The following is a 13,852-nucleotide window of genomic DNA, read 5'->3' as shown; positions in this document are numbered from 1 at the left end:
AGGCCACTCTTGCGCAAGTGGCTATCGAACGGAAGGCCGGTCGCAGGCCACGATGACGTGGTGACCGCACATCCCGATGCCACCGCCGCGCCGGTGTCCACGCCCGCCACCGCCACGCACGCCGGCCGACGCGCCGCGCAGCTCGTCGTCGGCCTGGTCCTGTACGCCGTGTCGATCGCCCTGCTCGTGCACTCCGGGCTCGGCAACATGCCCTGGGACGTGCTCAACCAGGGCACCGCCCGGCAGATCGGCTGGTCGCTGGGCACCGTCACCGTGGCGTACAGCGTGCTGATCCTGCTGGCGTGGTGGCCGCTGCGGCAGCGGCCCGGCATCGGCACGGTCGCGAACGTCGTCGTGATCGGCGTGCTGATCGACCCGTTCCTGGCGCTGCTCGACCTGCTGCCCGAGGAGCTGCCGCTGGCCGCGCGGATCGCGATGGTGGTGCTCGGCATCGTCGTCAACGGCGTCGCCAGCGCGCTCTACATCGGCGCCCGGCTCGGCCCGGGCCCGCGCGACGGCCTGATGACCGGGCTGGTCGCGCGCACCGGCTGGCCGGTCGGGCCGGTGCGGATCGCGATCGAGGTGACCGTCGTCGCGGTCGGCTGGCTGCTCGGCGGCACGGTCGGGTTCGCCACGCTGGCCTACGCGCTGGGCATCGGCCCGCTGATCCACTGGCTGCTGCCACGGCTGACGGTGCCCGTGCCGCCGGCCGTCGCCGCGGCGGAGCCCGCCGAGCCGGGGGAGGGCCGATAGGCCCGACGACGACGCAGGGCCGGCACCCCGCGGCGGGGGTGCCGGCCCTGCGGCCGTGCGGGAGGCGTCAGCGCGAGGCGGGCGAGTTCTTCGCCGTCTCCGCCGGGTCGGTGATGACCGAGTCGCCCAGGATCTCGTCGATCCGCGTCATGAGCTCGGCCGGGATCTCGACCCCCGAGGCCTTGACGTTCTCGGTGACCTGCTCGGGGCGCGAGGCGCCGATGATCGCCGCGGCGACGTTCTGGTTCTGCAGCACCCACGCGACCGCGAGCTGCGCGAGCGACAGCCCGAGCTCCTGCGCGACCGGCGTGAGGTCCTGCACCCGCTGGAGCACGTCCGGCTGGTCCAGGAAGCGCTTGATCATCGTCGCGCCGCCCTTCTCGTCCGTCGCGCGCGAGCCCTCGGGCAGCGGGGCGCCCGGCTTGTACTTGCCGGTGAGCACGCCCTGCGCGACGGGGGACCAGACGATCTGCGAGACGCCGAGCTCCTCGGAGGCGGGGACGACCTCGCCCTCGATGACCCGCCACAGCGCGGAGTACTGCGGCTGGTTCGAGATCAGCTGGAAGCCCAGGTCCTGCGCCAGCGCGTGCCCGGCGCGGATCTGGTCGGCGGTCCACTCGGAGACGCCGATGTAGAGCGCCTTGCCCGAGCGCACGACGTCGGCGAACGCCTGCATCGTCTCCTCGAGCGGCGTCGCGTGGTCGTAGCGGTGCGCCTGGTACAGGTCGACGTAGTCGGTCTGGAGGCGCTGCAGGGAGCCGTCGATCGACTCCATGATGTGCTTGCGGGACAGGCCGGTGTCGTTCGGGCCCTTGGGGCCGGTCGGCCAGTAGACCTTCGTGAAGATCTCCAGTGACTGCCGGCGCTCGCCCTTGAGGGCCTCGCCGAGCACCTCCTCGGCGACCGTGTTCGCGTAGACGTCCGCGGTGTCGAAGGAGCTGATGCCGGCGTCGAGCGCGGCGCGGACGCAGGCGGTCGCGGCGTCGTTCTCGACCTGCGAGCCGTGCGTCAGCCAGTTGCCGTAGGTGATCTCGGAGATCTTGAGGCCGGAGCGGCCCAGGTGGCGGTAGTTGACCATGCCACCACCCTAGGACGGTCTAGGAGGACCGGCTCACTCGGGGTAGTCGCCGTGCTTGACCTGCGGCTTCGGCAGGCGCGCGCGGCGGATCTGGAACACCCGGGTGACCGCGTACATCATCAGGCCGCGCTGCTGGCCGGCGTCGCCGAACTTCGCGGCGAGCTTCTTGCGCAGCCGCCGCCACATGATCACCACGTCGACGACCATCGCGATGATGAACAGGTAGAGCACGACCAGGCCCAGGAACGCGAGCTCCGGGCTGACCGACGTCAGCAGCATGTTGAGCAGCAGCATGACGATCGCGACGGGCAGGAACAGCTCGCCGAGGCTCCACCGGGCGTCGACGTACTGCCGGATGTACCGGCGCACGGGGCCCTTGTCCTTGGCCGGCATGTACTTCTCGTCGCCGGTCTGCATGGCGGCGTACTGCCGGTCGCGCTCGGCGCGCTGCGCGGCGCGCGCCTCCTTGGCCGCGGCCTTGCGGTCCTGGGGCACCAGCGGCCGGCGGTTGGCGGCCTCGGCCGTCTTCCGCTTGGGCGTCGGACGGCCCTTGCCACCGGGCAGCTCGACGGTGCCGAGCGGCTCCTCGGTCAGGGCCGGGGCCTGGTCGGCGGGGGCGGTGCTGTCCTTGCTGCGTCCGAACACCCCTCCAGGGTAGTCGAGTAGCGTGGCGATCCGTGACAGAGCCCACCGCCACCCCCGCCGTCCCCACGCCCGCCGACGCCGCGGCCGTCGCCGACCTGCGCGCCCGCGTCGCCGCCGCCTTCCCGGGCGTCCGCGCCGACCTCGAGGCGCTCGTCCGGGTGCCGTCCGTGTCGAACGCGGACTTCGACCAGGCGCACGTCGCCGCCAGCGCCGAGCACGTCGCCCGGCTGCTCGGCGCGGCCGGCCTGCCCGAGGTGCAGATCCTGTCGGTCGAGCGCCCCGACGGCACGCCCGGCGCCCCCGCGGTCGTCGCCCGCCGCCCCGCGCCGGCCGGCGCGCCGACGGTGCTCCTGTACGCGCACCACGACGTGCAGCCCCCGGGCGCCCGCGAGGACTGGGACACCGAGCCGTTCGAGCCGACCGAGCGCGACGGCCGCCTCTACGGGCGCGGCTCCGCGGACGACAAGGCCGGGGTCGTCGCGCACCTCGGCGCCCTGCGCGTGCTCGGGGACGAGCTCGGCGTCGGCGTCACCGTGTTCGTCGAGGGGGAGGAGGAGGTCGGCTCGCCGTCCTTCACCCGGTTCCTGCACACGTACGCCGACCTGCTGCGCGCCGACGTCATCGTGGTCGCCGACTCGTCGAACTGGAAGATCGGCGTCCCCGGCCTCACGACGTCGCTGCGCGGGCTGGTGGACCTCGAGGTCGAGGTCGCCGTGCTCGACCACGCGGTGCACTCCGGCATGTTCGGCGGCCCGGTGCTCGACGCCGTGACCCTGCTGTCCCGGCTGATCGCCACGCTGCACGACGACGCGGGCGACGTGGCCGTCGAGGGCCTGGTGTCCGCCGCCGACCCGACCGTCGACTACGACGAGGCCGCGTTCCGCGCGGACGCGAGCGTGCTCGACGGCGTGACCCTGGCCGGCACCGGCCCGCTCACCGCGCGGCTGTGGGCCAGGCCCACGATCGCCGTGATCGGTCTGGACGCCCCGCGCGTCGCCACCGCGTCGAACACGATCGCGCCGAAGGCCACCGCCAAGCTGTCGATGCGGATCGCCCCCGGGCAGGACCCGGCGGCCGCGCTGGCCGCGCTGCGCGCGCACCTCGAGGGGCACGCGCCGTTCGGCGCCCGCGTGACCGTCCGCGACGGCGAGCTCGGCAAGCCGTTCCAGGCGCCCGCCGACTCCGCCGCGATGCAGGCCGCGCGCGCCGCCTTCGCCGACGCGTGGGGGACCGAGCCGGTCGACATCGGCATCGGCGGGTCGATCCCGTTCATCGCCGACCTGCTCGAGGTCTACCCGGACGCCGCGATCCTCGTGACCGGCGTCGAGGACCCGGACTCCCGCGCGCACGGGGCGAACGAGTCCGTGCACCTGGGCGAGCTGGAGCGCGTGGTGCTGGCCGAGGCCCTGCTGCTCGCGCGCCTGGCGGGCTGACCACGGGATCCCACCTCGGGTGGAGCGTTCAGCCCGACACGCCGGCGCGTGTCGGGCAGGACGCTCCACCCGACCCCACCCGAGCGGGCGTCCGGGGCGCGGGCGCCCGTCAGACCGGCGGGGCCGGGTCGTACTGGATGCCCCGGCGCACGGCGCGGGCCGCGTCCGGCGACTCCAGCCGCGCGACCAGGTGCAGCGCCATGTCGATCCCCGCGGACACCCCGGCGCTCGTGACGACGTCGCCGTCGTCGACGAACCGCGCCTCGGTGTCGACCAGCACGCTCGGGTCGAGCTCCGCCAGCTCGTCGACGGCGGCCCAGTGCGTGGTCGCCGGCCGCCCGGCGAGCAGCCCCGCGGCGGCGTAGACCAGGGCGCCGGTGCACACCGACGTCATCAGCGCGGTCTCCCGGCGCGCCTCGCGCACCCACGCCAGGTGCTCGGGGTCCCGCGCGAGCGCGCGGGTGCCGCGGCCGCCGGGGTGCACGATCACGTGCAGCGGCCCGACGTCGTCCCGGGACGCGTCCGGCACCAGCCGCAGACCCTTGGCGCACCGCACGCCCGAGCCGTCGGCGGAGAACGTCACCACCTCGGGGCGCAGCGCGGAGTGCGCCGCCCAGGACGCGAGGACGTCGTACGGCCCGACCACGTCGAGCTCCTCGGCGTCGTCGAACACGACGATGCCCACCCGCAGCAGCCCGGTCCCCACGAGCGTCCCCTCCCGACGGCGGTGGCCCGCCCGACACGGCAGGCCCGACCCCCAGGGTGTCAGTACCCCGGCAGCGCCAGCATCTGGTCGAGCGCGACCCGCGCCCAGTGCGCGTCGTCGGCGTCCACGACGATGCGGTTCGGCACCCGGCCGGCGACGAGCGACTCCATCGCCCACACCAGGTGCGGCAGGTCGATCCGGTTCATGGTCGAGCAGAAGCAGACCGTCGAGTCGAGGTACGAGATCCGCTTGTCCGGGTGCGCGGCCGCGAGCCGGCGGACCAGGTTCAGCTCGGTGCCGATGGCCCACGCCGAGCCCGCGGGCGCCGCGTCGAGGGCCTGGATGATGTACTCCGTCGACCCGACCATGTCGGCTCCGGTGACGACCTCGTGCTTGCACTCCGGGTGCACCAGCACCGTGACGTCCGGGACGGCCGCGCGGACGTCGACGAGGTTCTGCGCGCTGAACCGGCCGTGCACCGAGCAGTGCCCGCGCCACAGGATCATCCGGGCGTCGCGCAGCTCGGCGACGGTGAGTCCGCCGTTCGGCTTCCGGGGGTCGAACACGACGCACTGCTCGAGCGGGATGCCGAGCGCGAGCACCGCGGTGTTCCGGCCGAGGTGCTGGTCGGGCATGAACAGCACCTTGCCGGTGCCGTCGACGCCGCCGACCTGGTCGAACGCCCAGCGGAGCGCGACGTGGGCGTTCGACGACGTGCAGACGGTGCCGCCGTGCCGGCCGGTGAACGCCTTGATGGCGGCCGTCGAGTTCATGTAGGTCACCGGGACGGTGTCCGCGGCGATCCCGGCCTCCACCAGCACGTCCCAGGCGTCCTCGACCTGGTCGATCGCCGCCATGTCGGCCATCGAGCAGCCGGCCGCCATGTCGGGCAGCACGACCTGCTGGGCGTCCGACGTGAGGATGTCGGCCGACTCCGCCATGAAGTGCACGCCGCAGAACAGGATGAACTCGGCGTCGGGGCGGGCCGCCGCCTCGCGCGCGAGCTTGAACGAGTCGCCGGTGACGTCGGCGAAGTCGATGACCTCGTCGCGCTGGTAGTGGTGGCCGAGCACGAAGGCGCGGTCGCCGAGCGCGGCCCGGGCCGCGCGGGCGCGCTCCACCAGGTCGGGGTCGGACGCGGCGGGCAGGCCGCCGACGCACTCGACGCCGCGCTCGGACGCGAGGTCGCGGCCCTGGCCGAGCAGCAGCAGCGCGGACGACGCGGGCTCGGCGAACGTGGTCCCGGGGGCGAGGAGAGTCACGCGCAGGATCATCCCACAGCGGTCCGGGGCGCTGACCAGGACCGGCACCCGGTCGGGGCGGGGAGGGCGTGCGAGGATCGCGCCGTGCACGTGCTCGTGGCCCCCGGCCGGTTCGACGCACGCCCCGGGGACGGACCCGGTGCGGCGGCCTCGGCCGTGCGCGGGGTGGCAGGCCCGTCCGTCGCTCCCGGAGCCGACCCGTGGCCGGTGCTGACCGCGGCCGAGGCCGTCGCCGCGCTCACGGCGGGCTGGCGCGACGCCGCGCCGGGCGACGAGCTGACGCCGCTGCCGCTGTCCGACGGCGGGGCGGGCCTGGTCGACGCGGTCCGGGCGGCGCGCGGCGGCGAGCTGCTGTCCGTGACGACGACCGACGCCCACGGGGCCGTCGTGCCCGGGGCGGTGCTGGTCGTGGCGGAGCCGGGCGGCGGGCGGACCGCGTACGTCGACGGCGCGCTGGCGCTCGGCGCGGGCGACCCCGGGTCGGTGCCGGTGACCGCCACGACGTCCGCCGGGCTCGGGACGCTGCTCGCCGCGGCGCTGGACACCGGCGCGGGGCGGGTCGTCGTCGGGCTGGGCGGCCGGCGCACCGTGGCGCACGACGCCGGGGCCGGGCTGCTCGCGGCGCTCGGGGCGGCGCCGGGGGCCGCGGGGCGCGGCGTGGCGTCGGCCGCCGGGCTGCCCGCGGCGGACCTCGCGGCGGTCGGGGAGCTGCGGGCGGCGCTGCGCGGGCGCGACCTGGTGGCGCTGCACGCGCACGAGCTGCCGCTGCTCGGGCTCGGCGGGGTGTCCGCGGACCTCGCGGAGGCAGGGCGCGTCGACGCGGCGGCGGCGCAGGAGGCGGAGCGCGCCGTCGCCGCCTTCGTGCGGGCGGCGGGGGAGGCGGCGGCCTCGGCGGGCGACGGCGGGCGCCGGGACCTGCTGGCCGGGTCGGGTGCGCTCGGCAGGGCCGGGAGGCCCGCGGCGTCGGCGGGCGCGGGCATCGGCGCGCGGGCGCCCGGGTCGCGCGCGGCGCTCGCCCCGGGGTCGGGCGCGGGCGGCGGCGCGGCGTTCGCGCTCGGGCTGCTGGGCGCGCGGCTGGTCGACGGCGCGGCGTGGGTCGCGGACGCGGTCGACCTCGCGGGTCGGGCGGCGGACGCCGACCTCGTGCTGACGGGCACCGCCGTGCTCGACGGCACCGCGCTGGAGCACGGCGTCGTGGGCGCGGTGGCCCGGGCCGCGCTGCCGCTCGGGGTGCCGGCCGTGGCGGTCGCCGCGCACCTGCGCACCGGGCGCCGGGACTGGGGAGCGGCGGGGCTGGCGGCCGGGTTCGGCGTCGTCGAGCGCCCCGAGGACGAGGGCGCCTGGCGCCGCGACCCGGCCGCCGCGCTGCGCGCCCGCCTCCCGCGGATCGCGCGCACCTGGTCCCGCTGACCCGCCGGCCCGTGCAGGTCCTGTGCGCGTCCCGCTGCGGGGGGCGCGGGCGGGCGTACATTGGGAACAGATCACGCGGGAGCGCGGTTGTGCTCGACGTGACCGTCCCGCGGCGCACGCACGGGTGCGCGCCCGCGACCGATCCGAGACACCGTCAGGAGACACCATGAGCGAGACCACCGAGACCGCGACGCACGGCGTCCAGCTCACCGACATCGCGGCCGGCAAGGTGCGCAGCCTGCTCGAGCAGGAGGGGCGCGACGACCTGCGCCTGCGCATCGCGGTGCAGCCGGGCGGCTGCTCGGGCCTCATCTACCAGCTCTACTTCGACGAGCGCGTGCTCGACGGCGACGCGCTGGTCGACTTCGACGGCGTCGAGGTCGTCGTGGACCGGATGAGCGTCCCCTACCTCGAGGGCGCGACCATCGACTTCGCGGACACCATCGAGAAGCAGGGCTTCACGATCGACAACCCGAACGCGGGCTCGTCCTGCGCGTGCGGCGGCTCGTTCAGCTGACCCGCCCCGCCTGACGCCCCGAGGGCCCCGGACCGCACGGTCCGGGGCCCTCGTGCGTGCCGGGTCCCGGGAGGGCCGGGTGGATCCACCCGGCCCGACACGCCCGGCGGGTCGCGCCCGGTGGATCCACCCGACGCCCGACAGCAGCCGGGCAGGAGCCGGGCAGCAGCCGGGCAGCAGTCGGTCAGTACTCCGTCAGCCCCGCGTCGCGCCGGATCGCCGCCACCACGTCCGGGAGCGCGTCGGCGAACCGGTCGACGTCCGCCGGCGTGGTGCCGAGCGGGAGCGACAGCCGGACGTTGCCCTGCGTCAGCGCGCCCATGGCGGCGAGCACGTGGCTCGGCTCCTCGGTGGCCGACGTGCACGCGGAGCCCGACGCCACGGCGAACCCCGCCCGGTCGAGCGCCGTGACCACGGCCTCCCCGTCGACGTAGAGGCAGGAGAACGTCAGCACGTGCGGCAGCCGGCCGGTGGCCGGCCCGGCGACGTCGACCTCCGGCACCTCCGCCGCGACCCGCGCGCGCAGCCGGTCGACCAGCGCGTGCCGCGGGTCCGGCCCGGTGGCGACGCGCGCGGCGGCGGCCTGCAGCGCGACGGCGGCGGCCAGCGCCGCCGGCACGGAGACGCCGCCGGGGAACCAGCGGTCGTCGTCCCCCGAGCCGGCCGGCGGGGCGGGGGAGCGGCGCACCCCCGCCCGGGTCACGAGCACGGCGACCCCCGGGAGGGCGCCGACGTCGCCGGGGTCGAGGGCGAGCACGTCCCACTCCGGCCCGACCGGTGCGTGCCCGAACGACGACCCCGCGTCGACCAGCAGCGGGACCTGTGCGGCGCGGGCGGCCTCGAGCGCGGCGGCGACGGGCTGCAGCGTGCCGACCTCGCCGTTCGCGTGCTGCACCGCGGCCAGCGCCACGCCCGGGCGCGCGACGGCCTCCGCGAACGCGTCGACGTCGATCCGGCCGTCGCGGTCCACGGCGACCTCGACGAGTCCGGCGCCCGGGACCCCGGGACCCGGAGTCCCGGCACCCGCGGCCGCGGCCCCGGCACCCGCGGCCCCGGCACCGAGCGCCGCCCCCGCGTCCAGCACGGCACGCCGCTCCACGGCCGACGCCACCAGCACCGACCCGACCCGCCGCCGCCCCCGGGCCACGGTCAGCACCGCGCCGTGCAGGGCCGCCGTGCGCGACGGCGCCAGGTCGACCTCCTCCGTCCGGGCACCGACGAGCGCCGCCACCGCCTCCCGCGCGCCGTCGAGCAGCGCGCGGGCCCGGCGGCCCTCGGTGTGCAGCCGCCGCGGGTCCGACCAGCCCTCGTCGAGGGCGGCGAGGAACGCCTCGCGGGCGGCGGGCAGCACGGGCGCGCGGCCGCCCGCGTCGAGCACGACGCGGCGCGCGGCGGGTGCGGCCCGGCGCGGGCCGGCGGGGGAGTCGGTCACCCCGGCACGGTAGCGGCGCCGGCGCGCGGACCCGCGGCACGCGCACAGCCCGCTCCGGGACGTGATCCATCTGACACTGCGTCACAAACGGGCGTCCGCGGGCGATTCTGAGACCACGGCACGGCGACCAGCGCGCTACGCTGCACGGGATCGAGGACATAGGTCCTAGTGACTTTCCCCGTCGGACGGCGCACGTTGCGGTGTCATGGACGCCGGGGACCGACGTGGAAGGCCCCCGGTGCGCTCGCAGACCCCCCGCCGCCCCTGGCGGACCCGACTGGCCGTCGCGGGAGCCGCGACGACCGTCGCCCTGGCGCTCGCCGGATGCTCGCCCGAGGCCCAGCGCGGCTGGATGCCCGGCGACTCCGACAACGAGATCACGAACCAGACCGGACGGATCACCGACCTGTGGGTCGGCTCCTGGGTGGCCGCCCTGCTGGTCGGCATCCTGACCTGGGGCCTGATCCTCTGGTGCGTCACGGTGTACCGGAAGCGCAAGGACGACGACCAGCTCCCCGTGCAGCTCCGCTACCACGTGCCGCTGGAGATCATGTACGTGATCCTGCCGATCATCATGGTCGGCGTGCTGTTCTACTACACGGCGCGCGACATGACCGAGATCCAGGACACCTCCGCCGAGCCCGACATGACCGTCCAGGTCATCGGCAAGCAGTGGAGCTGGGACTTCAACTACGTCGACGACGACGTGTACGACACCGGCCAGCACGCGCAGGAGGTCGGCGCGACCGGCGTCCTCGCGGACCAGCCGACGCTGTACCTGCCCGTGGGCGAGCGCGTCGAGTTCGTGCTCGACTCCCGCGACGTCATCCACTCGTTCTGGGTGCCGGCCTTCCTCTACAAGCAGGACATGATCCCGGGGCGCACCAACACGTTCCAGGTCGTCCCGGAGGTCGAGGGCGAGTACGTCGGCAAGTGCGCCGAGCTCTGCGGCGAGGAGCACTCGTCGATGCTGTTCAACGTGAAGGTCGTGTCGCGCGACGAGTACGACGCGCACATCGAGGACCTGCGGGACGCCGGCCAGGACGGTCAGCTGGGTCTCGACTACAGCCGCCTGCAGGACGTCCGCGTCACCGGTGACGGTGCCGAGGACGCCGAGGGCGAAGAGGGAGCGAACTGATGGCCGCCACCGTCGAGGCCGTGCCGGGGCTCGCCCCCCGCCGCCAGACCCTGGGCCGCACGATCGTCAAGTGGGTCACGTCGACCGACCACAAGACGATCGGCTACATGTACCTGATCACCGCGTTCGTGTGGTTCGCGATCGGCGGCATCATGGCGCTGCTGATCCGTGCCGAGCTGTTCGAGCCCGGCATCCAGATCGTGCAGAGCAAGGAGCAGTACAACCAGCTCTTCACGATGCACGGCACGATCATGCTGCTGCTGTTCGCGACGCCGCTGTTCGCGGCCTTCGCGAACATCATCATGCCGCTGCAGATCGGCGCCCCCGACGTCGCGTTCCCGCGGCTCAACGCCTTCTCGTACTGGCTGTACCTGTTCGGCGGCCTCATCGCCGCGGGCGGGTTCCTGACCCCGCAGGGCGCGGCGTCGTTCGGCTGGTTCGCGTACGCCCCGCTGTCGAACTCCGTGTACTCGCCGGGAGCGGGCGGCGACCTCTGGGTCTTCGGCCTCGCGCTGACCGGTTTCGGCACGATCCTCGGTGCGGTCAACTTCATCACGACGATCGTCACGATGCGGGCGCCCGGCATGACGATGTTCCGGATGCCGATCTTCACCTGGAACACGCTCGTCACCAGCCTGCTGGTGCTGATGGCGTTCCCGCCGCTGGCCGCCGCGCTGTTCGCGCTCGGCGCCGACCGCCGGCTCGGCGCGCAGGTGTTCAACCCGGAGAACGGCGGCGCCATCCTCTGGCAGCACCTGTTCTGGTTCTTCGGCCACCCCGAGGTCTACATCATCGCCCTGCCGTTCTTCGGCATCGCGACCGAGATCCTCCCGGTGTTCAGCCGCAAGCCGGTGTTCGGCTACAAGGGCCTCGTCTACGCGACGATCGCGATCGCGGCCCTGTCCGTCACCGTGTGGGCGCACCACATGTACGTCACCGGCGCCGTCCTGCTGCCGTTCTTCGCGCTGATGACGATGCTCATCGCGGTCCCGACCGGCGTGAAGTTCTTCAACTGGATCGGCACGATGTGGCGCGGCAAGCTCACGTTCGAGACGCCGATGCTCTGGACGATCGGCTTCCTGACGACGTTCCTGTTCGGCGGCCTGACGGGCATCATCCTGTCCAGCCCGGCCCTCGACTTCCACGTCTCCGACACGTACTTCGTGGTCGCGCACTTCCACTACGTGGTGTTCGGCACGGTCGTGTTCATGATGTTCGGCGGCATGTACTACTGGTGGCCGAAGTTCACCGGCCGCATGCTCAACGAGCGCCTCGGCAAGCTGCACTTCTGGCTGCTGTTCGTCGGCTTCCACATGACGTTCCTCATCCAGCACTGGCTGGGCGTGGTCGGCATGCCGCGCCGGTACGCGGACTACTCGCCGGAGGACGGGTTCACCTGGATGAACCAGCTCTCCACGATCGGCTCGATGATCCTCGCGATCTCGACCCTGCCCTTCCTGTGGAACGTCTACATCACCTGGCGCAACGCGCCCAAGGTCACGGTCGACGACCCGTGGGGCTACGGCCAGTCGCTGGAGTGGGCGACCTCCTGCCCGCCGCCGCGGCACAACTTCACGTCGCTGCCGCGCATCCGGTCGGAGCGCCCCGCGTTCGACCTGCACCACCCCGAGGTCGCGGCCATGGACCACGTCGAGCCCGAGCCCGGCTTCTTCGACTGGGAGTCCGAGCGGACCGGCGAGCAGGGCGTGGCCCGCGACCGGGTCGAGAACGGCGGCGGCCAGGAGGAGCAGTCCTCGGCCACCATCGTGGACGACCGCCCGCGTGACACCGACGACCAGGAGGGCCGCGACAAGTGACCAGCCTCAACGAGCCCGGCGCGCGCCCGTCGGAGACCGGCAGCGGCGTCCGTCCCAAGCACGCCATGAAGGTCGAGCCCTGGCTCTTCCTGGGCGGGGTGCTGTTCTTCGTCCCGATCGGCCTGGTGTACGCCTGGTGGAGCGACGGCGAGCCCGTCGGCACCGTGGGCATCCCCCTGGTCGGAGGCCTGGTCGGCATGATCGGCGGCTACCTGCTGCTGCTCTCCCGCCGCATCGACGCCCGCCCGGAGGACGACCCGGAGGCGCTCATCGCGGAGGGTGCCGGCGACCAGGGCGTGTTCAGCCCCTGGAGCTGGTGGCCCATCACGATCGCCTTCGCCGGCGCGCTGGCGTTCCTCGGCATGGCCATCGGCTGGTGGCTGCTGTACGTCGGCGTCGCGCTCGGCATCATCGGCCTGGTCGGCTGGATCTTCGAGTTCTCCCGCGGCCAGCACGCGCACTGACGCACCGCACCGCACGGCACGACGGGCCGGGTACCCCACGGGGTGCCCGGCCCGTCGCCGTTCCCCGGAGGAGCGGGACGCACGTGACCCGCCCGTCTCGCCGAGATAGGGCCGTCTCGCCGAGATAGGGCCGTCTCGCCGAGGTAGGTCCCCCTGCGGCCCTACCTCGGCGTGGAGGCCCTACCTCGGCGTGCCGGTGCCCGACCGTCCCGGGCACGGACGCGCGCCGCCACGCGGCCGTGCACGGCCCGCTGAGGGGATGGAAGAGGCCGGCCCGCCCCCGAAGGGCGGGCCGGCCTCTCGCAGCCGTCAGACGGCGCTCAGAGCGACGGGACGATCAGACCCGCGGTCTGCGTGCGCGCGCGGGTGAAGCGCTCGCCGGCGTCCGCCCAGTTGACGATGTTCCACCACGCCTTGACGTAGTCCGCCTTGACGTTGACGTAGTCGAGGTAGAACGCGTGCTCCCACATGTCGAGCATGACGATCGGCACGATGCCGACGGGGATGTTGCCCTGCTGGTCGTACAGCTGCACGATGACGAGCTTCTGGCCGATCGAGTCCCAGGCCAGGATCGACCAGCCGGAGCCCATGATCGTCGTCGCGTTGGCGGTGAAGTGCGCCTGGAACTTGTCGAACGAGCCGAAGAACTCGTCGATCGCCGCGGCCAGCTCGCCGACCGGCTTGTCGCCGCCGTCCGGGGAGAGGTTGGCCCAGAACACCGAGTGGTTCACGTGGCCGCCGAGGTTGAAGGCGAGGGTCTTCTCCAGACCCGCCACGGCGTCGAAGTCGCCGGACTCCCGGGCCGCCGCCAGCTTCTCCAGCGTCGTGTTGGCGCCGGCCACGTACGTCGCGTGGTGCTTGTCGTGGTGCAGCTCCATGATGCGGCCGGAGATGTGCGGCTCGAGCGCCGCGTAGTCGTAGGGCAGGTCCGGAAGGGTGTAGTCAGCCATCAGTGCCTCTCTGAGCTCAGGTCGCGGCGGGGTCGCCGCGACGGCCTCTTCGCAGCAGGCGCGCCCCGCCCCGGGGACGGACGCACCTCCTCTGTCGTACCACGCCGGGACGGGTCCCGGCCTCCCGGGCCGCGGGCGGCGGGGGAGGGGACGACCGGCGGGGCGGGCCCCCGGGGACGACGACGCCCGGGCCGCTCCGGCGTGGTGCCGGTGCGACCCGGGCGGGGTCGTCCAGGAGGGTTTCGCC

General features: G+C 74.3%; 13 protein-coding genes. 7 read left to right on the top strand and 6 right to left on the bottom strand.

Annotation, left to right across the window (positions count from 1 at the left end):
• Positions 1-60: 60 nt before the first annotated feature.
• Positions 61-753 (top strand): membrane protein YczE, encoded by a 693-nt coding sequence (gene yczE, locus Cpa01nite_RS10395; RefSeq protein WP_239068697.1) that lies wholly within the window; start codon positions 61-63, stop codon positions 751-753.
• Positions 754-820: 67 nt separating this feature from the next.
• Here yczE and Cpa01nite_RS10390 read toward each other — a convergent pair whose 3' ends face one another.
• Positions 821-1,831, bottom strand: a complete 1,011-nt coding sequence (locus tag Cpa01nite_RS10390; protein WP_203668690.1) for an aldo/keto reductase family protein — start codon at positions 1,829-1,831, stop codon at positions 821-823.
• A 33-nt stretch (positions 1,832-1,864) separates the two neighbouring features.
• A complete protein-coding gene (locus Cpa01nite_RS10385; protein WP_203668689.1) occupies positions 1,865-2,476 on the bottom strand; it encodes a DUF3043 domain-containing protein in 612 nt (203 codons plus the stop codon).
• Positions 2,477-2,508: 32 nt separating this feature from the next.
• Between Cpa01nite_RS10385 and Cpa01nite_RS10380 the strand changes: the two genes are divergently transcribed.
• Positions 2,509-3,909, top strand: coding sequence for a dipeptidase (locus Cpa01nite_RS10380; RefSeq protein WP_203668688.1), 1,401 nt, complete (start codon positions 2,509-2,511; stop codon positions 3,907-3,909).
• 109 nt (positions 3,910-4,018) lie between these two features.
• On the opposite strand, the gene Cpa01nite_RS10375 is transcribed toward Cpa01nite_RS10380, so the two are convergent.
• A complete protein-coding gene (locus Cpa01nite_RS10375) occupies positions 4,019-4,615 on the bottom strand; it encodes a DJ-1/PfpI family protein (protein ID WP_203668687.1) in 597 nt (198 codons plus the stop codon).
• 59 nt (positions 4,616-4,674) lie between these two features.
• Positions 4,675-5,889: a quinolinate synthase NadA gene (gene nadA, locus Cpa01nite_RS10370; RefSeq protein WP_203668686.1), complete on the bottom strand. Its 1,215-nt coding sequence runs from the start codon at positions 5,887-5,889 to the stop codon at positions 4,675-4,677.
• A 72-nt stretch (positions 5,890-5,961) separates the two neighbouring features.
• Here nadA and Cpa01nite_RS10365 point away from each other — a divergent pair, with 72 nt between their 5' ends.
• The gene (locus tag Cpa01nite_RS10365; protein ID WP_203668685.1) at positions 5,962-7,287 is read left to right on the top strand and encodes a glycerate kinase; all 1,326 of its coding nucleotides are present in this window, start codon (positions 5,962-5,964) and stop codon (positions 7,285-7,287) included.
• A 166-nt stretch (positions 7,288-7,453) separates the two neighbouring features.
• Positions 7,454-7,804 (top strand): iron-sulfur cluster insertion protein ErpA, encoded by a 351-nt coding sequence (gene erpA / locus Cpa01nite_RS10360; RefSeq protein ID WP_166941480.1) that lies wholly within the window; start codon positions 7,454-7,456, stop codon positions 7,802-7,804.
• A 184-nt stretch (positions 7,805-7,988) separates the two neighbouring features.
• On the opposite strand, the gene Cpa01nite_RS10355 is transcribed toward erpA, so the two are convergent.
• Positions 7,989-9,236 carry a cysteine desulfurase family protein gene (locus tag Cpa01nite_RS10355; protein ID WP_239068695.1) on the bottom strand — a complete coding sequence of 416 codons (1,248 nt, stop codon included), beginning with the start codon at positions 9,234-9,236 and terminating at the stop codon, positions 7,989-7,991.
• Positions 9,237-9,474: 238 nt separating this feature from the next.
• Here Cpa01nite_RS10355 and ctaC point away from each other — a divergent pair, with 238 nt between their 5' ends.
• From ctaC to Cpa01nite_RS10340, 3 genes are all read left to right on the top strand, one after another.
• Positions 9,475-10,374 carry an aa3-type cytochrome oxidase subunit II gene (ctaC, locus tag Cpa01nite_RS10350; protein ID WP_239068694.1) on the top strand — a complete coding sequence of 300 codons (900 nt, stop codon included), beginning with the start codon at positions 9,475-9,477 and terminating at the stop codon, positions 10,372-10,374.
• A complete protein-coding gene (ctaD, locus tag Cpa01nite_RS10345; RefSeq protein WP_203668683.1) occupies positions 10,374-12,191 on the top strand; it encodes an aa3-type cytochrome oxidase subunit I in 1,818 nt (605 codons plus the stop codon). Before ctaC ends, ctaD begins: the two co-directional genes overlap by 1 nt.
• A gap of 65 nt (positions 12,192-12,256) precedes the next feature.
• Positions 12,257-12,655 carry a cytochrome c oxidase subunit 4 gene (locus Cpa01nite_RS10340; protein ID WP_203668752.1) on the top strand — a complete coding sequence of 133 codons (399 nt, stop codon included), beginning with the start codon at positions 12,257-12,259 and terminating at the stop codon, positions 12,653-12,655.
• 320 nt (positions 12,656-12,975) lie between these two features.
• Here the strand turns inward: Cpa01nite_RS10340 and Cpa01nite_RS10335 are convergent, their stop codons facing one another.
• Positions 12,976-13,605 carry a superoxide dismutase gene (locus Cpa01nite_RS10335; RefSeq protein ID WP_203668682.1) on the bottom strand — a complete coding sequence of 210 codons (630 nt, stop codon included), beginning with the start codon at positions 13,603-13,605 and terminating at the stop codon, positions 12,976-12,978.
• Positions 13,606-13,852 lie beyond the last annotated feature (247 nt).

The sequence above is a fragment of the Cellulomonas pakistanensis genome (assembly GCF_016862755.1).
GTDB lineage: Bacteria > Actinomycetota > Actinomycetes > Actinomycetales > Cellulomonadaceae > Cellulomonas > Cellulomonas pakistanensis.
This window is presented reverse-complemented; position numbering and strand designations above follow the sequence as displayed.

Coding starts and splice junctions, on each gene's coding strand:
- ctaD (WP_203668683.1), top strand. CDS start 10,374: ATGGCCGCCACCGTCGAGGCCGTGCCGGGGCTCGCCCCCCGCCGCCAG.
- Cpa01nite_RS10340 (WP_203668752.1), top strand. CDS start 12,257: ATGAAGGTCGAGCCCTGGCTCTTCCTGGGCGGGGTGCTGTTCTTCGTC.
- erpA (WP_166941480.1), top strand. CDS start 7,454: ATGAGCGAGACCACCGAGACCGCGACGCACGGCGTCCAGCTCACCGAC.
- Cpa01nite_RS10390 (WP_203668690.1), bottom strand. CDS start 1,831: ATGGTCAACTACCGCCACCTGGGCCGCTCCGGCCTCAAGATCTCCGAG.
- Cpa01nite_RS10335 (WP_203668682.1), bottom strand. CDS start 13,605: ATGGCTGACTACACCCTTCCGGACCTGCCCTACGACTACGCGGCGCTC.
- nadA (WP_203668686.1), bottom strand. CDS start 5,889: ATGATCCTGCGCGTGACTCTCCTCGCCCCCGGGACCACGTTCGCCGAG.